Origin of the sequence: Pedobacter sp., from assembly GCF_045627485.1 — a bacterium.
GTDB lineage: Bacteria > Bacteroidota > Bacteroidia > Sphingobacteriales > Sphingobacteriaceae > Pedobacter.
The window spans coordinates 1-22,557 of the sequence record NZ_JAZQNU010000058.1; the positions used below are offsets into that span (position 1 = coordinate 1).

Below are 22,557 nucleotides of genomic sequence, written 5' to 3' on the forward strand. Positions count from 1 at the left end.
TAGTGAAATCTATCAATACCTTAAAAAATCAAATTAAAAAAGAAAGCCACAACAATATTTATTGTTTCTTTGTATTAATATTGTATTTATACCTAGCTAATAATCGATAAATGAATTTCACCAACTTTGGTAAGTATATCCTACTCCTGAAAGCCGTATTTAGGAGGCCGGAAAAAATGAGTATCTATATAAAAGCTATTTTCAAGCAGATGGACTTCATCGGCGTAGGTTCTTTAGGGCTGGTAGCCATCATTTCTACTTTCATTGGTGCCGTAATGACTTTACAGATTGCTTTCCAATTAGTTAGCGATTTCATTCCGCGAACAACTATTGGTTCAGTAAACAGGGACTCCACCATTTTGGAATTAAGTCCCACGATTACAGCCATTGTTCTGGCAGGAAAGATCGGTTCCGCAATTTCATCTGAAATCGGAACCATGCGCGTAACCGAGCAAATCGATGCCCTTGAAATCATGGGTATCAATTCACCGGGGTACCTGATCTTACCAAAAATTATAGCAGGCATTACCATGGTACCATTATTGGTAATTATTTCTATGTTTTTAAGCATTTCTGGTGGTTTCCTTGGAGGTACTTTATCAGGAGCGGTTAGTGCGGCAGATTATATCTTAGGTATTACCACAGATTTTAATCCTTATACCATTGTAGTATCTTTAACCAAAGCCTTTGTTTTTGGTTTTATTATTACTTCAGTTCCGGCTTATGAAGGATTCTATGTAAAAGGAGGTGCTCTGGAAGTTGCACAGGCCAGTACGCGGGCAGTTGTGGTAAGCTGTATTTCTATTTTAGCCTGTGATTATATTGTAACTCAATTATTGCTATGATCGAAGTTAAAGACATCAATAAATCTTTCGGCGACAACCACGTATTACAAGGCATATCCGGCAGGTTCGAATCTGGTATCACCAACCTGATTATTGGGGGTTCCGGATCTGGTAAAACGACCCTGCTGAAATGTATGATTGGTTTACACCATCCTGAAAAAGGTTCAGTAGAATACGATGGCAGAGATATCACGAAGATGAACTTTGAAGAACGTATTGAAATCCGTAAGGAAATTGGTATGCTTTTCCAGGGATCTGCTTTATTTGATTCCATGACAGTAGAGGAAAACATCATGTTCCCTTTAAATATGTTTACGGAACAAAGTGCCCATGAAAAACTTGACCGCGTAAACTTTTGCCTGGAGCGGGTAAACCTGGAAGGAAAGAATAAACTATCTCCTGCAGAGCTATCGGGAGGGATGAAAAAACGTGTGGGTATTGCCCGTGCCATTGCCATGAACCCTAAATACCTGTTTGTGGATGAACCTAACTCTGGTCTGGACCCTAAAACATCGATTGTAATTGATGAGCTCATCAAGGAATTAACTGAAGAATACAACACCACTACCGTTGTGGTTACCCATGATATGAACTCTGTAATGGGTATAGGCGACTACATCATGTTTCTTCACGAAGGAAAGAAATTCTGGGAAGGTTCAAAAGATGAAATTGCGCATACAGATATTCAAGAATTAAATGACTTCGTTTTTGCTAGCAGGTTTATGAAAGCTGCTAAGGAAAAATTTTAAACACATATTGACAAATACATTTTATGATAAGCCTGTTAACACCCACACATTGGAAAGATTACGAGTTGATTGATTGTGGTGATTTTGAAAAGCTAGAACGTTTCGGTAACCTGATTTTATGCAGACCTGAACCACAGGCGGTTTGGAAAAAGACGCTCTCAGAACAAATCTGGAAAAAACAAACCCATATTAAGTTTAAAGGCCGTACGGCAACTACCGGTGAATGGGTAAAGAACAACAACCATTTCCCCGAGCGATGGAATGTGGAATATACAAATGATGATGTTTCTATAAAACTTCGTTTAGGTCTAACCTCTTTTAAACATGTAGGTGTATTTCCTGAACAGGCGGTAAACTGGGATTACATCTCCTCTTGCGTTAAGAAATTTAAAGCTCCGGTACCAAAAGTGCTTAACCTTTTTGCCTACACCGGGGCTGCTTCATTGATTGCGAAAGCTGCAGGTGCCGATACTACACACGTAGATTCCATTAAACAGGTTGTAAACTGGGCTAATGAGAACCAGGAACTTTCACAATTAAAAGATGTACGCTGGGTAGTTGAAGATGCATTGAAGTTTGTAAAAAGAGAACTCAAAAGAGGTAAAAAATATAACGGGATTATTTTAGATCCACCGGCTTTCGGTCATGGACCGAATGGCGAAAAATGGAAACTAGAAGACCATATTCAGGAAATGATGCAGGACGTGGTACAATTGTTAGATGAAGAGGAGCATTTCCTGATTCTAAATACCTACTCGTTGGGCTTTTCTTCCGTTATTGTAGAAAACCTGATTAAAACATCCTTTCCACAGGTAGAGAACCTGGAAACAGGCGAACTTTACCTTCAGGCTACATCAGGCATTAAATTGCCATTAGGCGTATTTGGTAAATTCAATAAATTCAAATAACATCATTAATATAAACAAAAAGAGCTGCCTGTGTTAAACAAGCAGCTCTTTTTGTTTTAAAACACCTGGGTAAGGTTGTCTGTTTTTAAGGCCTGTCGGCTTTTGCCGTACCCCAGGTTTTACTCGGTTTATCACCCATATCAAAGACCAGTTCGCCCCCTTGAGTAAGTTCCTGGTAAGTAATATAAGCACGGCTGTGCTTTTTACCGTTAAAGGTAATACCCTGGATATAGATGTTTTTATCGCTGTTGTTGTTGGCAACAATGCGTAAGGACTTCCCCGCAGCCAGCTTTAGCGTAACTTCGTCAAACAGCGGGCTACCAAAAACATAAACCCCGTTTGCCGGATTTACCTGGTAAATACCCATGGATGATAAAATATACCAGGCCGACATCTGTCCAACGTCCTCATTGCCAATAATACCATCCGGCTTGTCGGTGTAGAAGTTATCCATAATGAAACGTACCTTTTCTGCCGTTTTCCATGGCTGACCCGCAAAAGCATACAGGTAAGTGATGTGGTGGCTCGGCTCATTTCCATGGGCATACTGACCAATCAAACCAGAAATGTCATTAGAAGCCTCATCTCCCATATCTCCCTCTGCAATAAATAAGGAGTCTAGTTTTTTGAGAAATGGCTTCTCTCCCCCTTGTAAAGCAATTAACCCTTTCACATCATGTGGCACCAGCCAGGAATATTGCCAGCTGTTACCTTCAGAGTAATCGTCTTTTTCATGTCGTGCTACAAAAGGACTGAACGGTGTACGCCACTCTTTCTCCCCTACCCTTCCGCGCATAAACTTTGTGCTATTATCAAAGTAATTTTTGTAATAACCGGCACGTTTGGTAAAGTAAGCGGCATCTTCCTTTTTATTAAGGCGTTTGGCCATCTCCGCGATACCCCAATCAGCAAGGCTGTATTCCAATCCCATGGCTACAGATTCGACACGACTGTCGGCAGGAATGAAGCCAAGTTCCTTTACATGTTTCAAACCTCTTTCATCCTGCATGGCGGTTGTTTTTAAAGCTTCAAAAGCCAGGTTGGCATCAAAGCCCTTAAAGCCTTTTAAATAAGCATCAGCTACCACGGGCACCCCACTGTACCCAGGCATGGTATTGGTTTCATTACCCATGAGGTGCCAAACTGGTAGTTTGCCTTGCTGTTGATAAATGGCCAGCATGGAATTGATAATATCAACCACTTTTTCTGGCTGAATAAGGGTAAACAAAGGGTTTAATGCCCGGTAAGTATCCCATAAAGAAAGCGTAGTCAGGTTGGTGAAACCTGGATTTTTGTACACTTTTTTATCTGTGCCCAAGTAATCGCCGTTATGGTCATTATAGATTGAAGGTGCAATTAACGTATGGTATAAGGCCGTGTAAAATATTGTCTTTTTCTTATTGTCGTTAGTTTTGATAGCCACCTTTTGCAGCTCCTTATTCCAGGCCTCGTCTGCGGCAGCTGCCACCCGGTTAAAGTTCCAGCCTGGAATTTCTGCTTTGATGTTCATCATGGCGTTTTCCACACTAATTGGTGAGATTCCCACTTTTACCATCACTTTTTCTCCAGCAGTGGTTTGAAAATTAATGACGCCTTTTACTTTTTTGCCTGTTAATTCTATTCCTGGCTTTAAGGTAAGACTGTCGTAAACTACAAAATCCTTAATCGGACGAGAGAAGACTGCGGTAAAATAGATGCGCTGGTCTTTAGCCCAGCCACTGGAGTAGCGATAACCCACTACGGTACTATCGTTCAGCTTTTTAATCGAGGTTTCTGCAGGCCTGTCCCAACCGATCCCTTCTTTCAAATCTATAATGATATGCGCCTGATCGCTTTTTGGAAAGGTATATTCATGCATCCCTACACGCTCAGAAGCCGTAAGTTTAACATTAATCTGGTAACGTTTTAAGTTTACAGCGTAAAAGCCCGGACGGACGGTTTCTTCCTGGTGACTAAACAAGGAAACATAACCACTTTGCATATCTTTAACATTCCCCTTCGTTACTTTAAGCGGTCCGGTGGTGGGCATAAACGAAATATCACCTAAATCACCTATACCTGTTCCACTCAAATGTGTATGCTGAAACCCAACGATGGTGGAGTCGGAAATATGGTAACCAGACGACCAGTCCCAACCTTCGGAAAGATTGGTGGGGCCTAATTGAACGGCACCAAAAGGCACATTTGCGCCTACAAATACATGCCCGTGAAAGCCAGTTCCAATCAAAGGGTCAACATATTTCGTCAGTTTCTCCTGGGCGTTAACCAACGCTGTGGTGACTAACATTCCACTGAAAAGCAATATTAAGGACTTCTTAACTATGTTATAACTCATCTTATCTTCTTAGTATTTTATTTATCTTTTTAAATGCCATTATGTTTTTCTGGAGGAAGCACTTTTCAGCGCCGCTAGATTTGCATCTGTTACATCTCCAAACAAGGATACCCCGGCAGCACCATTAACCAATGCATTGGTAATCCCCTGTCCAAGCTCTTCGTTATTTTTGAAATCAGGTAAATACAAGCCGGCATATAAAGGGAATTTCCCATGCAGTGCCCTTACCCCTTCTGCCACAGCAGTACCGATCCATCCCACATTTTCCTTGTAAAAGCCGTGGTAGATCATGGGGCACACACCATCCACTTTCCAGTTTACCCAGTCCTGCTTAACATTCCGGTGGGCAATATCAGGTGTTGGAAAAACTGCCGCTGTAATTGGCTTATTATACTTTGCAGCGAGGTTGGTTAACCGCTGTACCACCTCATTTACCTGCTGGTACCTAAAGAAACGCCAGGACGGACTTGCCTCCGGGTATTCGATTTCCGATAAAGTGGTACCGCTTGTCTTTTTATATTTCTCCTGGCAGACTTCGCAATAACAGAAGTCGAATTCAGGGGCCTCGCTGGTTTGTACCAGTTTATAATCTTGCCAAAGGTTAACAGGCAAAATCACATCACTAAACCTCACATAATCCAGGTGAATGCCATCAACATAGTCCTTCTTTAAGGCTGTTTCATAAACAGTTTCTAAATATTGACGCACTTCTTCTCTGGATGGACATAGCCAGCGGTAGTAGTTAACGTATGGCGGTTGATCAGCACAGGATTCACCCTTTCTATTTTTTGCATACCATTCCGGATGTTCGGCCAACAGGGATTTTTCCCCTCGGTTCATCGTCCAGATCCAATGATGCGCCTCCAGCTTTTGTGCTTTTGCCGCACGGAAATGCAACTCACTATCGTGTTCAAAAAATATACCGCGGATACCTGCCTCATAATACTTTCGGTACCGCAGCGCCAGCTCTTCCGGTGTATCTTTAAGATTGGGGTTAGTCCACACCCAATGTTTATATTTCTGTTGTGGTGCAACAGTTAATATTTCGGCCTTCGTGGCTAACGGAAGTACGGCTGCCGACAAACCCGCCAGCATACTTCCTTTTAAAAACTTCCTGCGATGATATTTATCCATGGTATTTAATGAATTAATCCTTCCTGATTGAGCCTGATCACCTTTCCACCAGCCATAGAAATACTGGTGGTAAACTGGTTTGAATTGGCTTCCAATAGTAATTGATTTAACTTCCCTTCAATGTTCTGCTGCGCAGTTATGTCCAATGCTTTAAGGGTGGGCGCATACCTGCCTGTTTTTTTTCGGTATTGTTGCTGTCGCTCATAAACAAGCCATAAGTATTGCTTCTGCAATTCCTGGTAGGGAAGTTTGAATGTTGTATTTTCCTTTTTGGTGAACAGCAGGTATCCCCAGCGTTCCGGGCAATGCATATTAATCAACCCCTGGGGCGACCATACCCAGTTGTGCTCTGGCAAGTCTTTCCCTTGTTTGTCTTTACGTTTAACATATTGTCCCTTTTGGATGTCAGTATTCCATTGCACCCTCGAAAAGTTGATTCGCCAGAGGCTGCCCTCAACAGGCGGCCGAAAAGGATGACCAATGTACAAGGCCTTCAAGGGGATGGCCATCTCGATCGTCCAGCTTCGGTCTATATCATCGGCCTGGTTAAGGGTGCCATCGATGCTAATGGCAGATTGTAAACCTTTAATATTCCAGCTAATCAATGCGTCGCCACCTGCACGATAAGGTTTAGCCATAAAAAGATCGAAGACTTTATTTAAAGCATTTATCTCCAATTCAAAATAGTTATGCCCCTTTCCATGTGGATCGATGAAAACCTCAAAGTCGTTATCTTTAAATATAATATCATCGTGGTTTAACTGTTTTGCCCAGATATGCGGCTCTTCCAAACGGGCAGCAATATATAAGTGCGTATTGCTCCACAACATTTTTACCTGTGTTTTATAATCAGGCAATGGCTTTCTGGCCCCTTCAATATCAACAAAGGTAGCTGTCCATAAGGCTTTCTGCCATGCTTCTTCAGTTAGATTTCCATCTATTTTAATGTTCTCTGAGGTATGCTGGATAACATAATGCAAAGGCGTAGGAAATAGCGGTCCTTCTTGCGCCAAAAGTAAGGGCGTAGAAAATCCTATTGCAGGCATAAAGAATAAAGCTATAGAAAAAAATTGCTTGTAAAAGGTCATAGTGTGGCAACCGTCTGGTAAAATAAATCTAATAGGTAACTTTAAAACAAGCTGCTGATGTCAAGACGCTTTTACTAAGGCCTTGTGGTATCATAACGCGGATACCATCACCCTCCTTTTTCCAGTTTAGCTTTTGCGAACTTCCCAGTAAACGCACCTGTTTAACTAACTTAATATTACCTAATGGGATGTCTACAGATGACGGCCATTGGAGTGTTTCATCTTCGCCAGATAGAAAGGCATAAATCACGGGTTTATCCTTATTTTTAGTCAGATAGACATTGCCTTTGGAGTAAGGTGCAACAGATACGGAGTTGTAGATCCCCTCCCCGTTAATTTTCATCCAATCACCAACCCCATTTAACCTTTCATAAACCGCAGGATCCCAGTCACCGTCTGGTCCCGGACCAATATTCATCAGTAGGTTACCCCCACGCGATACCACCTTGATAAGTAACGATATGATTTCTGCAGAAGATTTATATTTGTCGTCAGGAACATAACTCCAGGAGTTTCCCATCGTCATGCAGGTTTCCCATGGATTACTTAATGGTTGGTCTGGAACTTCCTGTTCTGGGGTGGTGTAATTTTCAAAAGGGCCGGTCACCGTGCGGTCTACCATGATCAGTCCGGGTTGATGTTTTCTCCCCATTGCTGCAATTTTGCCCATGTCAATATCCTGTTCGAATTTAATACCGCGCTGCCAGTCGATAGCAGTATCTATGGTATTTCTCGGGCGGACCCAACCGCCATCTAACCATAAAATATCAACCTTACCGTAACCGGTCATCAGTTCTTCAATCTGGTTAAAGGTGAAATCTTTGAATTTATTCCAGCGTTCAGGGTACTTAGCAGGATCGTAATTAACGTTGCGGTCTTTTGGCGGGAAGTACGGCCACCAATAATCGGTATTGTGCCAATCGGCTTTCGAAAAATAAGCACCAACCATAAAATCTTCTTTTTGAAAAGCATTGAAAATTTCCTTTGTAATGTTGGCCCTTGGGTTTGATGAAAAAGGCGTCTTTCCATCAGTGATTTTATAATCCGTTTGCTTGGTATCAAACATGGAAAAACCGTCGTGGTGTTTGGTTGTAAAAACCATGTACTTCATGCCTGCGTTTTTTGCAGCAGCCACCCATTTCTCGGGATTAAATTTTACAGGATTAAAGGTTGTCTGCAGGTTCTCGTAGGCTTTTTTATAACCTTCATAAGTTTCTGAATGGGGGCCCCTACGTTCTGTCCACCCTTCATCTTCCGGACAAATGCTCCAACTTTCTACCACACCCCATTGGCTATATGGACCCCAATGCATAAACAGTCCGAATTTTAAATCCTGCCATTCCGCTATTTTCTGTTTTACTGCGGGATCGGTGGGCGCCTGGTAGGAAGCAGACATGTGATGTTGCTGTGCATGCAGTCTTGTTAAACCAAGCGAATAAGCAAAAATGGTGATAAGGTAAATAGTTGGTTTTAATTTCATCTGGTTAGGTTTAAGTTTAGGTTCTATAGGCTCAGGTCCATGATGCTGTTCATTTTCTTGTCTAGTTTTTTACCGAAGTTTTCTACCATTAAAGCAGCACCGCCAATCAGCTGTGCCTTTGAGTTAAGATCTGACACGAAAAATTCGGTTAATTTGGTTAATCTTGGGATGCAATGCTCATTCATGGCTTGTTGAATAGGGGCCATCCAAAGGTTGCCAACGGTACTTCCTTTGCCACTGAGGACTACGGCGCCTGGGTTCATCAAGTGAATTAAGATAGCCAAACCCTGACCAACATGGTACGCAGCTTCAGAAATCAGCTTTACTGCAAACAAATCACCTTTATCTGCCTCCCTAAGTATATCATCAGCTTTTATTTCATGATAATTTGATAGACTGCTTACTTGCCCATCGGCAATGCCTTTTTTGGCATTTGCAGTAATGGCAATTAAGGAAGCTTCTGTTTCCAGGCAGCCTCGTTTGCCGCATGTGCACAGTTTGCCATTTTGGAAAAGCGGAATATGGCTGAATTCGCCGGCAAAGCCATTATTTCCCCTAAAGATGGTGTCGTCTACGATCATGCCAAGGCCAATACCCCAGCCCAGGTTTAATACCATTACATTCTTCTCATGAGTGGCAACGCCAAACTTTTGTTCACCAAGCGCTATGGCAGTAGAATTGTTGTCCAGAAATACTGGTAACGATAGGTGTTCCTCCAGGTAATCTACCAGCGTCTGGTCGGGTAACGACAAAAAAGTGTGGTTAATACCATTTTCCGTATCTACAAAACCGGGCATGGTAACCACGATGCCAATGAGATCACTTTTATTAATAGTCATCTCGTTTAGGTAAGCTTTTAAATAGCTTAAAAATGTCTCCGCTTTTAACGTTGAAATATCGAAATCATATTGGCCAATATCAGTAACAAAGTTGTTATTCATGTCAACCACGACTACCTGTGCCGAAAATTGATCCATCGCCACTGACATGATATAGTGTGTATTTGCAATTAACGAATAGTTGATGGGCTTGCGTCCGCCACTTGAGTCGGCGAATCCTTTCTCTTCTACATAACCATCCTTAATTAACTCATTTAACACTTTAATGGTATAAGGAATACTCTTACCAGTTTGTTCTGAAATTTCTGTACTGGTTAAGACTTTATTATAATATAGCCTTTTAAGGGTTTCACTATAACGTACGAGTGGAGCAAGCTTCCTTGATAGCATGATTTAAGATTTGTGTATTACATATATACCGCATTTTTCCCGCCTATCAAAATCTTTTTAATTTTTTTAAAAAGATATAGGTAGTTTAAATAAAATTGCAGTACTTAGATCAAACATTTTAACCAAACACTCCTTAACCAACTATTTATCAATAATAAACCAACTAAACTTAACACCATGAAAAAACTTTATCTAAAAAGTATGGTCATTCTGTTTTTATGCCTCTTAAATACATTGGCATTTGCACAGGACAACATTACGGGAACCGTGCGGGATGCTACGGGTCCGCTACCTAACGCCAGTGTGCGCGTTAAAGGCGCCTCTGCAGGCACACAAACCAACTCTGAAGGGCGCTTTAGTCTTAGTGCTAAACCGACAGACATTTTGGTATTCAGCATGATTGGTTATAACAGCCAGGAAGTGCCTGTTGGAAACCAGCGTACGCTGAACATAACCATGGTTGAAGATGCAAAAAGTCTGGAAGAGGTAGTTGTAACTTCACTGGGTATCAGAAGAGAACAAAAATCTTTGGGATATGCAGTGAGCACCATCACCTCAAAACAACTTACCGAAGCCGGCAATACCAATTTTGCTTCTGCATTATATGGTAAAGCAGCAGGTGTTAAAATCACAACTGCACCAGGTGGGGCAACCAGTGCGGTAAACGTACAAATCAGGGGCATCAACTCTCTGGGTTACAACCAGCAACCACTTTACGTCGTGGATGGGGTAATGGTTAGGAATGATGCGCAATATGGCGCTGCCGGAGCAAATAACAACGATTACTGGGGCGATCAAAGGATACGTGGTAATGGTGTTCTTGACATTAACCCAAGCGATATCGAAAGCTTAACTGTATTAAAAGGAGCCAGTGCAACAGCTTTATACGGATCAGACGCCAACAGTGGTGTAGTGGTGATTACCACCAAAAAAGGTTCAAAAGCAAGAGGCCTAGGCATAGACTTTAACTACACGGGAAGCATAGAGAAAGCTGCGTTTTTACCGGACTTCCAAAATATTTATGGTCCTGGTTACGACCATGCTACCAATCTTGCCAACGGTGCCAATGCTGAAGGCTGGATTGCTGAACCTACATCACCAACTGGCTTCAGGCCATATTTCAGGGCTTACGGAAACTTCGGTCCCAAAATGGAAGGTCAGCAAGTAAAATGGTGGGACGGTTCCATCAGATCTTATTCTCCACAGCCTAATAACTATGCTGATATTTATGAAACCGGCTATAACTCAACTGCCAACGTTGCCATTTCCAACCAAACAGACGCAGTTAACTACAGGTTCTCTGCGACGCGCCTTGATTATCGCGGAACACAACCTGGAAACAATATGCAAAAGAATTCATTTAACCTGAATTCATCCGTTAAGCTACATCAAAATTTAACTACCGATGTGGTGGTAAGTTATGTAAATACGAAAGTCCATAACCGCCCTTACCAATTGGGCCAGGTATTGGGATCTTTTGCTGGTTTCTTCAGCCGTGCCGAAGACATGAACCTGATGAAACAAAAGTTTCAGACCAGTGGTGGTTATAAATATGCAACCTTCGATCAAACAGATCGCCCGGAACCATTCCTTTATAATATTCGCGCCACGAACCTGCTTGATTTTTTCTGGCAACAGTTGAGAAACAGTTATGATGAAACTGAAAACCGCCTGCTTTCCAGTGCAACGGTTAACTGGACTGCTGCGAATCACCTAAGATTCAGGGCAAGAGTTGGTAATGACTTTACCGCTGTAAGAAGTGAAAACAAACAATACAACGAAATGCCTTTAGCGAATAACCCGACCAGTAACAGTACGGGTAATTATGCAACAACACAAGGACAGTATGCCATTCTATATGGAGACGCATTGGTTACTTATGACAACAAGCTAGGTGAAGACTTTGCTTTTTCTGCAAGTGCTGGTTTTCAGGGAAGAACAGAAAAGTACCGCGACGGGCAGTCGAGCACTGCACAAGGCTTGGTTTCAGAAAACTGGTTCAGTTTGTCTAATTCATATGGTGTTGTTACTTCCAGTGAAAACAGAAAGGAATTGTTAAAATATGCTTACCTGGGTATTTTAAACTTCAGCTTCAAAGATTACTTTTTTATTGAAGGTACTGCCAGACAAGAGTATGCATCAACTTTACCTGTAGCCAACAACAGTTATTTCTACCCTTCTGTAAACTCCAGTTTTGTTTTTAGCGAAGCCTTTAAATTACCAGAAGTATTTTCGTTTGGTAAAGTACGTGCATCTTACGGTATCGTAGGAAATGCACCGCCAATGTACGAGTCAAACATTTTTTACACTCAATCATCGCTACAAACCATTAATGGTTCAGTCCCTGCTTTAACAGGCGGTCGTTTTTATGGAAACAACACCCTGACTTCAGAGATGAAACATGAGGCAGAGTTTGGTTTAGAAACCCGCATGTTCAATAGCCGCATAGGTTTCGACATCAGTTATTACAACAACCGCGTTAAAGACCAGATTTTACCATTGCAAACTACCTCTACTGTAGGTGCAACCAGCCAACTGGTAAATGTGGGTGAAATAGGTAGCCACGGTCTAGAGATTGCATTAAATGCCACCCCAATCCTTGGTGACGCTTTCCGCTGGGACACCAGGCTTAATTTCTCAGCCAACCGTTCTAAAGTGCATAGCTTAATGCCAGGTGTAGCAGAATTGCCATTCTTTTATGCTGATCAAAATTCAGTAAAAATTGTAGCCAAAGTTGGCGAACGCCTGGGAAACATTTATGTGAACCCACGTTTACGTGATGCTAATGGAAACCTCGTGATCAGCGATGATGGTTTATATGTAATAGATAAAGCCAACTATGTACTTGCCGGCAACATCATGCCTAAAATGGTTGGTGGTATGTCAAATACCTTAAGCTATAAAGCGCTATCACTTGACTTCACCGTTGACTATAGTTTAGGAGGTAAAATGGTGTCTCCGCCAACAAAATTCATGACTGGTGCGGGTATGTTAACAAACTCTTTGCAATACCGTGATGCTGAGAATGGTGGATTAACCTATACCGATGGAGGTGTCACTTATAACGATGGTGTATTGTTAACTGGTGTAAACCAAAATACAGGTCTGCCAAATGACAAAATTATCTCTGCCGGTGAATACTACATCAACACCTTTAACTGGGGTGAAGATACTTGGTCTGAACAAGGCTCAATTTTCAAAAACGACTTTGTTAAATTGCGTGAAGCGGTGATTAGTTATAGAATACCTAATTCGTTTGCAGGCAAAATAGGTATTAACAATCTTAGAGTTTCATTAGTAGGTAGAAACTTATTTTACCTGTACAGAACAATGAAAAATCTGGATCCTGAGGCACCATTGGGTAACAAATGGTGGTCGCAAGGGGTTGACGTAGGTTCTACAGCAGCTTCCAGAAGTTTCGGTTTCTCTTTAAACGCTAATTTTTAAGTATCAAAAATCAAAAGACATGAAAAAATACATTATCGGAATGGGTCTTTTTGTTTTGGTGGCTGGCTCATTCAGCAGCTGCAAAAAAGAACTCGAAGAAAAATATACAAACCCGGAAAAATCCACCACCGCAAGCATACCAGGTTTTTTTACAGCCATGCTTAATAATGATCGCGTTGCGGCCAAATATTGGAACGTACGTACTTTTTTAAGTATAGGACCAGGTGTTTATGCACAGACTTCTTATTTTTCCAATGGAAATACCGTATATCAGCAGAATGATGGCTACACCCAGCAATATTGGGATGATTTCTATTCACCTGGTGGTAACGGTAGTGGAAGCATGGCACAATACCGCTCTATGGAAGTCGCTTACAATGAAGCCCCTGACGGAGAAAAAGCGACAAAGGAAATATTTATGCATGCTGGCAAAGTGGTTCTGATTGAACAAGCAGCTAAGATGGTAGACCTTTGGGGCGACATCCCTTACACCGAAGCCGGAAGTTTGCCTACCAACAGTACCATTACCCTGCCTAAGTATGACGACCAACAGGCATTATACACTTCATTTATTGCCGATTTAAAAACAGCTGCTACCTATTTTAAAAATGCACAGTCGACAGCTGAGTTTGCAAAATACGATATCCTGTTGAGCGGAAGTGTAGATAAATGGGCACGTTATGCTAATTCCTTACGCCTGCGTTTGTTGATGAGAATTTCAAATGTTGATGAGTCAACTGCAAGAACGGAAGCTTTAGCCATGTTAAACGATCCTGCTAATTTCCCTCTAGTAGACGGTGGAGATGTAGCCGCTTATAACCCAAGGGCCACGGATATTTTATTAAGTCCACTAACCAACAGCGTCTCTACCCTGGTAGACGCTTTCAAAGAAGGCAGCTGGTATGCTACCGACTACATGTTAAACAAAGTAATGTTGCCGGCAAACGATCCAAGGATTCCGGTTATTTACGACAAAGGCAGCAAAACTGTTAATGGTAGATTAGTTCAAAACCCAACTTTCCGGGCTATGCCTTACAACTTTACCACTGCACAGCAGGAATCAAGTTTTGCAGACTATGCACTGGTAGATTCTGCAACCTTTTTGTTGAATGCCTCCCTACCAGGTATTCTGATTACGGCATCAGAAGTAAACTTTCTAAAAGCAGAAGCTCAGGAACGTTGGGGCAGTACAGCAGCAGCTAAAACAGCATACGATCTTGCTTTAAAACAATCGGTGTCCTTTTATTATTACCTGAACAATTTGAATACTTCAGGGATAAAAACAGAAACCTTACCTGCAGCATCAGTGATCCAGGAGTTTGTTGAGTCTCCAAGCGTGGCTTATGCCACAGCAACCAATAAATTGGCCAATATTTACACACAGAAATGGCTGCATTTTGGTATACTTCAAGCTACGGAAGCCTGGTCTGAATACAGGCGAACCAACACTCCTGCCCTGCTGTTTGTAACTACAGGTAAAACATCAGGTTTTGATGTACCACCAAACCGTTTAATCTATCCATCAGGTGAAAAATCCTATAATTCGGCTAACTATGCCGCAGTTCAGGCAAAAGATACCCGAGTGAATAAAATTTTCTGGGACGTAAATTAATTCTTAACCCACAATGATGTAGTGGTGTTCGTAACCCGGACACCACTTTTTTTATTATATTGAACCACATGACGACCTTAAAACCTTACCTGAATTTTTACAAAAAAGGCCTACTGATTGCACTTTTATCCGGTACCCAATTCAGTTTTGCACAACAACTCCCCCTTTATAAACAGGAAAACCAACCGCTGGAAAAACGGGTTCAACACCTGATTTCCCTGCTCACGCTCGAAGAAAAAGCCTCGCTGCTTGGTTACCGCAGCCAGGCGGTGCCACGTTTAGGCATCCCAGCTTATAATTGGTGGAATGAGGGCTTACACGGTGTAGCCCGCGCAGGTCAGGCTACTGTATTTCCACAAGCCATTGGTATGGCAGCTACTTTCAACGACGATATGTTAAAACAGGTAGCCACCGTGATCTCTACTGAAGCCCGTGCGAAATATAACCTGGCCATTGCCAAGAACCAGCGGCTCATGTATATGGGACTTACGTTCTGGTCGCCAAACGTGAACATTTTTAGAGACCCACGTTGGGGCCGTGGGCAAGAGACATATGGCGAAGACCCCTTCTTAACCTCGCGTATGGGGATTGCTTATGTGAAAGGCATGCAGGGCGACAACCCTAACCACCTAAAAGTATCTGCTACTGCAAAACACTTCGTGGCGCATAGTGGACCCGAAGCGACACGTGATGAATTTAATGCCATCGTAGATGAAAAAGATTTACGTGACACCTATTTATATGCGTTTAAAGCACTGGTGGATAATGGTGTTGAATCAGTGATGACTGCCTATAATCGCATCAACGGAGAACCAGCTTCGACAAGCCGGTGTTATTTAACAAATATTCTGTATAAGGAATGGGGATTTAAAGGCCATGTGGTAACCGACTGCGGCGCCCTCGACGACGTTTACACCCACCACAAAGTGCTCCCTACTTCTGTGGAAGTAGCTGCTGCTGCCATTAAAGCAGGTATCAATCTCGACTGCTCAACCATCTTGCAAAGAGACGTGGTGAATGCCGTTGAAATGAAACTCCTGCAAGCTAAAGATGTGGATAAAGCCCTCGCCCCATTACTGCGTACGCAGTTTAAACTCGGATTTTTCGATAAAACATCCAGCAGTCCATATGCCAGTTATAATGCCGATAGCATTAGCAATGCTGCACACACAGCCCTGGCCAGAAAAGTGGCACAGCAAAGCATGGTGCTTTTAAAAAATAAAGACCAGATTTTGCCACTGCAAAAAAGTAAGTATTCCAGCATTACCGTGTTGGGAACTAATGCCGCTTCGCTCGATGTGCTGGCAGGAAGTTACCATGGTGTAAGCAGTAAAATGGTGAATTTCGTAGAAGGCATTACAGCTGCAGTGGGCATGGATACCCGTGTAGAATACGATTTAGGTTCCAGCTACACCGACACCACTCATTTTGGTGGTATTTGGGCAGCAGGAAACAGCGACCTTACTGTTGCCGTTATCGGATTGTCGCCGGTATTGGAGGGTGAGGCTGGCGATGCATTTCTATCACCAACCAAGGGTGATAAACCCGACCTGAACCTTCCAGCAGGAAACATTGCTTTTATGAAAGCCCTACGAAAAGGTAACCCCACCAAACCCATTATCGCAGTGATTACTGCAGGAAGCAACGTCGATGTGGAGACTATTGCACCCTATGCTGATGCAGTGATTCTGGCCTGGTACCCAGGTGAACAGGGTGGAAACGCTTTAGCCGACATACTTTTTGGTGATGTGTCACCTTCAGGAAGACTGCCGCTTACCTTTTACCGCTCGGTAAACGACCTTCCCGATTATAATAGCTACGACATGAAAGGCCGCACTTACCGCTATTACAATGGTCCGGTACAATATCATTTTGGTTTCGGACTTAGTTATACTACTTTTGGTTACCAATGGAAAAATGAACCGGCAAATACCTTCAAAGCCGGCGAAACGATTACTTTTTCGGTAACCGTTAAAAATACCGGTAAGGTCGATGCCGATGAAGTGGTACAGGCTTACGTGCAGTATCCAAACCTGGAAAGAATGCCGCTTAAGGAACTTAAAGCCTTTAAACGACTAAGCCTGAAAAAAGGAGAGGAAAAGGAAATTACGATGCAAATACCGTTGATGGAGCTGCAGAAATGGGATCAAAAAAGTAATAAACAAAAGCTTTACCCTGGCACTTACCAACTGATTATAGGCAAGGATGCTGCTAATTCCTTATTGGAAAAATCATTTATTTTGAAGTAATAAATGTAAGCAAGTGATAGCCGCAAATTACTGTTAGTATGAATTTTACACATTCTCTGACCGATATTCGTATAAGTCAGATGAATGTGTATTTTTGTAAAATATGAAACTACCTCACCTATTAAAAACATACATTACCGGCTTTACAACCATATGCTTTCTGGCCAATTGCAGTTCAGAAGGCACTAAAACAAATGGCGTCTTCAAACAGGCACTTGCCGGTGAAGTCGATACTATCGTTAAAGAAGAAGAAGCTCCAATTGGTACCGTGCGTGAGCCCGTTGATACCGCTGCCTATAATACTGCCGTATTAAAATTAGCCAATGGCGATACCACCGGCAGATGGCCAGTAAAAAAAGACAATTATCCTTACCCTTTAGCTGGTGCCATCCTACCCTTTAAACGCATTGTAGTTTATTATGGAAACCTTCACTCAAAAAAAATGGGTGCCTTGGGTGAATATGCACCAAAAGAAATGTGGAGCCGCTTAAATAAAGAAGTAGCAAATTGGGAAAAAGCAGATCCTTCTACGCCTGTACAAGCGGGGGTACATTATATTGCAGCAGTTGCTAGCGGCACCCCTGGTAAAGACGGTAAATACATCAACCGTATGGGAAATTCTCAGATCGATTCTGTAATGGCTATCGCTAAAATGCATAACGCCATTGTGTTTCTAGATTTACAGGTCGCTTTAAGTAACCTGAAGGACGAATTACCCAGGATAGAAAAATATTTGCAGTTACCTCATGTACACTTAGGTATAGATCCGGAATTCTCAATGAAAACTGGTGCAAGACCAGGTTCTAAAATCGGAACCTTTGATGCGAGTGATATTAACTATACTTCGCAATACCTGGCTGATCTTGTGAACAAGCATAACCTTCCGCCAAAGGTATTTGTTGTACACCGTTTTACCGGTAAAATGGTAACTAACTCAAAAGACATCAAATTACGTCCTGAAGTTCAAATAGTGATGCACATGGATGGATGGGGCCAGCCTGATCTTAAAATTGGCACCTACCGTCACTTTATCCAGCGCGAACCGGTACAGTTTACGGGTTTTAAAATCTTTTATAAAAACGACCTTAAAAAAGCTCCAAACCGCCTAATGACACCAGAGGAGCTTTTGAAACTTAAACCAGCGCCAATTTACATCCAATATCAGTAAGCGATATTAAACGCATAGCTTAACAAGGCTGTCTTTTATATAAAAAGGCGGCCTTGTTTTATATTAACCAATAGTTAATTATTAATTTTGATTTTTTAATATAAAAACCGAATTTGCAGAACATGCAGGATTTCAATCTCTATTTTGAATTAGGCTGGCAGCACATTTTAGACTGGCAGGGTTATGATCATATTCTATTTGTAATGATTTTATGTGGCACCTACAGCATTTCCGAATGGAAAAAGGTGTTAATTTTAGTGACCGCTTTCACTTTAGGGCATAGCGTAACATTGGCCTTAAGTGCCATGAACGTGCTTACCATTGACGCAGGTTTAATTGAATTCCTCATTCCGGTAACCATCCTGATCACGGCTGCTTCCAATATTTTTCAGAAAAGAAAACAAAAGAAAGAAAACACCTTTAAATACATGCTTGCGTTATTTTTCGGCTTAATACATGGGATGGGTTTCTCCAATTACCTAAAAGCTTTATTAGGTAAAAGCACCAATATTGTAGCAGAGTTGTTTGCTTTTAATTTAGGTCTGGAATTCGGGCAGATTTTGATCGTATTAGCAACATTTGGTCTCTCCTTCTTTTTGATTTGGGTGGTTAAGGTAAGAAAAGCGGATTGGGCATTTTTTCTGTCCTCCGCTATTTTCGGAATCTCCTTTATAATGAGTGCAGAACGACTAGCCGGGCTTATTTAAAATAAGCCCAGCTGTTTATCTTCCAGGTCATCTGGATTGGTAATTTCTAATTTCACTTCCTTTTTCTGTTTTACACCCGGTGATTCCTCGGCTGCATCACCTTTTGAAGGTCTTGATGAAACGAAAGGTTTCTTTGTCTTCACTGGTTGTGTAGCCGGGACATCCTCTTTCTCCGCTTCAGCAACTGGCTTTTCCTTTTTCGCCAAAACTTCCAACTCTTCTGCAGGAATTAAGGTGGGTTGACTCGTCGTAAATTTAGGCTTGGTTTTGCGTACTGGAGTGGGTTCCTGAATCTCTTCAGCAGCTTCCAACTTTTCATCTTCCACCTTTGGTTCTGCTAAAACTGGCTCTTCAATGGCTTGTTCAGCTACATCTGCTTCCGATTCTAAACCAGCAGTTTCATCTGAATTTCCGTTCTCTTCCCCTTCTTCTTCAGGTGCTGTATGTGTATCGTCTTCCGGTGCATCAGGAGAAAGCTCAGGCTCCTTATCCTCACTTAAGGCCAAGCTCTTCACCTCATGCTGGCTCAAGCGATTACCATTGGCGCGAATACCTTTCAGGTCAATAAATTCCGAAAGCACAATGTCGACAGTTTCGGGCACCTGCGACTTACCTTTAAGTACCTCTACGGTGAGTTTGGCTGCAGGATTACCGGTTAAATAAATGAATTTGGAACCCGTTTCCTCGCTAATCAAACTAAGCTTTTTGCCAACAGCAATGTTTTCAAAAGTAAACCGCTTTACAAAATAGTTTTTAGCCTTGCCTTCGTAATGAACCACGGCGAATGGTTTTTCAGGATCATATTTCTGGATCAGGATGAGGTCGTCATCGAAGTGGTTGCTCAGCTCAAAAGTACTCAGTTCATACCAGCCATCTTTATGAACCTGCAATATTTTATCATCGCCATCAAATTCACCGAGGTATTTCCCACGACCGTCAACATTTAAGCGGCGCAACAAATCATCGTACCAGATCTTCAATCCAGATAAGGTAGACACCCCCTTGCTTTTTAGGACAATCTTTTTGATTGGATATTTTGATACAATATTACCTTGCGAAGCACGGCCTTTAATGGCAATGTCCGCAAAATTGATATCAAAATTCAGTTTCTTTAATTTGGTATGCGGTTTCAGTTGCACATTCACCACCTCCGCCTCTCCATTTGGATTGGCTGTAAAATATAGTATTTTGGATCCTTTGCTACCTTTGGTCAGGTCGTATTCCTTATCACGGGTTACCCCTACTACCGCAAAACGCTTAATGTAACTGATGCCACTGGCGCCGTCTTTATAAATGACATTATAAATCGTGCGGTCATCGCCCTTTTTAAACACGGCGGTTTGAATGATATCTTTACCTACAAAAGTTTTATCGGCTACCTTCGTGATGATAAATTTTCCATCACCACGGAAAACGATAATCTCATCAAGGTCAGAGCAATCGGTCACAAACTCATCTTTACGTAAGCCGGTACCAATAAATCCATCTTGCCGGTTCATATACAGCTTTACATTGGCCAGGGCCACTTTTGATGCCTCCACCCGGTCAAACAACCTGATCTCGGTTTTACGCTCGCGTCCTTTGCCATACTTCTCTTTGAGTTTCTGAAACCAGGCAATGGCATAATCCGTTAAATGACGCAGGTGGTTTTTTACCACCTTAATTTCATCTTCCAGATTTTTCATTTGCTCATCTGCTTTCTTAACATCAAAGCGGGTGATGCTGCTCATCGGTTTATCGATCAGCTTTTTGAAATCTTCAGGAAGGATTTCCCGGTATAATTGTGATTTGAAAGGTTCAAACAAATGGTACAACACCTGCACAACACCCTCAAAATTTCCAGAAGTTTCGTAACCACTGTCCTTATACATTCCTTCCTGGATAAAAATACGCAGCAAAGAGCTGAAGAATATTTTCTCCTCCAGTTCATTCAAGCGTATTTCCAGTTCTTGTTTTAATAAAGCCTTGGTGTTCTTTGTATTCTGAATCAGGATATCATTGACACTTAAAAACTGTGGTTTATCATCCTTAATGATACAGGTATTAGGCGATATAGACACTTCACAAGAAGTAAAGGCATAAAGGGCGTCAATGGTCACATCAGGTGAAATACCCGGTGCCAGCTGGATGACGATCTCCACATTTTGTGCGGTATTGTCTTCGATCTTTTTGATCTTAATCTTGCCCTTGTCGTTTGCAGACAAAATACTATCGATAACGGAGCCCGTAGTGGTACTGTATGGAATTTCGGTAATGACCAAAGTCTTTTTATCTTTTTCCGTAATCTTAGCTCTCACACGCACTTTACCACCGCGCATTCCTTCATTATAAGCAGAGAAATCGGCCATACCACCGGTAAAGAAATCAGGCAATATATTCGGTCTAACCCCTTTAAGCGCTTCGATGGAAGCATCCAGCAATTCTACGAAGTTGTGTGGCATTACTTTGGTAGCTAAACCAACAGCAATACCCTCGGCACCCTGAGCCAATAACAACGGGAATTTTACAGGTAAGGTTACAGGCTCATTATTACGCCCGTCATAACTTAACTGCCAAACGGTAGTATCACCGTTAAACACAACATCATTAGCAAATTTAGACAAACGCGCTTCGATGTAACGTGCAGCGGCGGCACTATCTCCAGTAATTGGATCTCCCCAGTTACCCTGACAATCGATGAGCAAGTCTTTCTGGCCAATTTGCACCATGGCATCGCCAATCGAAGCATCCCCGTGCGGGTGATATTTCATGGTGTTACCAATTACATTTGCTGCTTTATTGAAACGTCCATCGTCCATTTCTTTAAGCGAGTGCAATATACGGCGTTGCACAGGCTTAAGTCCGTCATTAATATGGGGAACTGCCCGGTCCAGAATTACGTACGAAGCATAATCGAGGAACCAGTTTTCATATAGCCCATTAATTGGGATTATGGTATGCTTATTTTCTTCGTTTACGTTTTCTTGTTCTTCGTCGCTCATCAAAAAGTAATTGTTATTAGGATAAATATAAGTGCTCAAGTGAAAACTCTGGCACGGAAGTAACTAGCTCTTCCCGGTTAGGCAAATATAAGGAAAATACCCCAAAATTAGTCTGACAAACGATCTTCAATAAACACAAAAGGCAGCAAACTTTTAATACCTTTTAATTTCAGTACCTGGCCGTTTAAACAGTAAAAAAGCACTTCTATTTCTTTTTTTTGTCGTTGTTCAAATTCGGCCATGACCTGTAAACAGGCTCCACAAGAAGTAATGGGCTGGGAGATATTGAAATTATTGGTATGTGCCGTGACCGCCATACTCTCTATATCTATCCCCGGAAAGGTGGCACCGATGGTAAAAAGGGCTACGCGCTCTGCACACAGTCCCGATGGATAGGCTACATTTTCCTGGTTACTTCCTAATATGGTGTTTCCATTGGCAAGGCGAATGGCGGTGCCTACTTTAAAATGCGAATAAGGTGAATAAGAGCTTTTCAAAGCTTCTTCGGCTTGCAAGCATAAGCTTCTGTCGCTTTCATGAAGTTCTGACAAACTTTTGTAAGCTTCGTAATTAATAGAAATATTTAACGTATTCATAGCTAAACATACGGATTTCAATTTATATG

Annotated in this window: 15 protein-coding genes; 8 read left to right on the plus strand and 7 right to left on the minus strand. The window is 42.0% G+C overall.

The window, feature by feature from the left end; genetic code table 11:
- Positions 1-110 precede the first annotated feature (110 nt).
- Genes ACR2F3_RS04250 through ACR2F3_RS04260 form a run of 3 tightly spaced genes read left to right on the plus strand, consistent with a single transcriptional unit; the run spans position 111 to position 2,502 of the window.
- The gene (locus tag ACR2F3_RS04250; RefSeq protein WP_432708736.1) at positions 111-845 is read left to right on the plus strand and encodes an MlaE family ABC transporter permease; all 735 of its coding nucleotides are present in this window, start codon (positions 111-113) and stop codon (positions 843-845) included.
- Positions 842-1,594, plus strand: a complete 753-nt coding sequence (locus tag ACR2F3_RS04255) for an ABC transporter ATP-binding protein (protein ID WP_432708737.1) — start codon at positions 842-844, stop codon at positions 1,592-1,594. Before ACR2F3_RS04250 ends, ACR2F3_RS04255 begins: the two co-directional genes overlap by 4 nt.
- Positions 1,595-1,617: 23 nt before the next feature.
- The gene (locus tag ACR2F3_RS04260) at positions 1,618-2,502 is read left to right on the plus strand and encodes a class I SAM-dependent methyltransferase (protein ID WP_432708738.1); all 885 of its coding nucleotides are present in this window, start codon (positions 1,618-1,620) and stop codon (positions 2,500-2,502) included.
- Between the two features lie 85 nt (positions 2,503-2,587).
- Here ACR2F3_RS04260 and ACR2F3_RS04265 read toward each other — a convergent pair whose 3' ends face one another.
- The 5 genes from ACR2F3_RS04265 to ACR2F3_RS04285 form a co-directional block, all read right to left on the minus strand.
- Complete coding sequence (locus ACR2F3_RS04265) at positions 2,588-4,837, minus strand: GH92 family glycosyl hydrolase (RefSeq protein ID WP_432708739.1); 2,250 nt, start codon at positions 4,835-4,837, stop codon at positions 2,588-2,590.
- 39 nt (positions 4,838-4,876) lie between these two features.
- Entirely contained in the window at positions 4,877-5,971 is a 1,095-nt protein-coding gene (locus ACR2F3_RS04270) for a family 10 glycosylhydrolase (protein ID WP_432708740.1), read from the minus strand.
- Between the two features lie 5 nt (positions 5,972-5,976).
- Positions 5,977-7,017, minus strand: coding sequence for a carbohydrate-binding family 9-like protein (locus ACR2F3_RS04275; protein ID WP_432708741.1), 1,041 nt, complete (start codon positions 7,015-7,017; stop codon positions 5,977-5,979).
- Between the two features lie 70 nt (positions 7,018-7,087).
- Positions 7,088-8,539, minus strand: coding sequence for an alpha-L-fucosidase (locus ACR2F3_RS04280; protein ID WP_432708742.1), 1,452 nt, complete (start codon positions 8,537-8,539; stop codon positions 7,088-7,090).
- A gap of 23 nt (positions 8,540-8,562) precedes the next feature.
- Positions 8,563-9,768: an ROK family protein gene (locus tag ACR2F3_RS04285; RefSeq protein WP_432708743.1), complete on the minus strand. Its 1,206-nt coding sequence runs from the start codon at positions 9,766-9,768 to the stop codon at positions 8,563-8,565.
- Positions 9,769-9,945: 177 nt separating this feature from the next.
- Here ACR2F3_RS04285 and ACR2F3_RS04290 point away from each other — a divergent pair, with 177 nt between their 5' ends.
- The 5 genes from ACR2F3_RS04290 (at position 9,946) to ACR2F3_RS04310 (ending at position 18,951) form a co-directional block, all read left to right on the plus strand.
- Positions 9,946-13,215 carry a SusC/RagA family TonB-linked outer membrane protein gene (locus tag ACR2F3_RS04290; protein WP_432708744.1) on the plus strand — a complete coding sequence of 1,090 codons (3,270 nt, stop codon included), beginning with the start codon at positions 9,946-9,948 and terminating at the stop codon, positions 13,213-13,215.
- Between the two features lie 19 nt (positions 13,216-13,234).
- Positions 13,235-14,827, plus strand: a complete 1,593-nt coding sequence (locus ACR2F3_RS04295) for a SusD/RagB family nutrient-binding outer membrane lipoprotein (protein WP_432708745.1) — start codon at positions 13,235-13,237, stop codon at positions 14,825-14,827.
- Positions 14,828-14,895: 68 nt separating this feature from the next.
- Entirely contained in the window at positions 14,896-17,076 is a 2,181-nt protein-coding gene (locus ACR2F3_RS04300; RefSeq protein WP_432708746.1) for a glycoside hydrolase family 3 N-terminal domain-containing protein, read from the plus strand.
- Between the two features lie 103 nt (positions 17,077-17,179).
- Positions 17,180-18,244, plus strand: a complete 1,065-nt coding sequence (locus ACR2F3_RS04305) for a hypothetical protein (protein ID WP_432708747.1) — start codon at positions 17,180-17,182, stop codon at positions 18,242-18,244.
- A gap of 122 nt (positions 18,245-18,366) precedes the next feature.
- Positions 18,367-18,951: a HupE/UreJ family protein gene (locus ACR2F3_RS04310; RefSeq protein WP_432708748.1), complete on the plus strand. Its 585-nt coding sequence runs from the start codon at positions 18,367-18,369 to the stop codon at positions 18,949-18,951.
- On the opposite strand, the gene ACR2F3_RS04315 is transcribed toward ACR2F3_RS04310, so the two are convergent.
- Both ACR2F3_RS04315 and ACR2F3_RS04320 read right to left on the minus strand, forming a co-directional pair.
- The gene (locus ACR2F3_RS04315; protein WP_432708749.1) at positions 18,948-21,932 is read right to left on the minus strand and encodes a DNA gyrase/topoisomerase IV subunit A; all 2,985 of its coding nucleotides are present in this window, start codon (positions 21,930-21,932) and stop codon (positions 18,948-18,950) included. The genes ACR2F3_RS04310 and ACR2F3_RS04315 overlap by 4 nt on opposite strands.
- Before the next feature lie 107 nt (positions 21,933-22,039).
- Positions 22,040-22,528: a cytidine deaminase gene (locus ACR2F3_RS04320; RefSeq protein ID WP_432708750.1), complete on the minus strand. Its 489-nt coding sequence runs from the start codon at positions 22,526-22,528 to the stop codon at positions 22,040-22,042.
- Between the last annotated feature and the right edge of the window lie 29 nt (positions 22,529-22,557).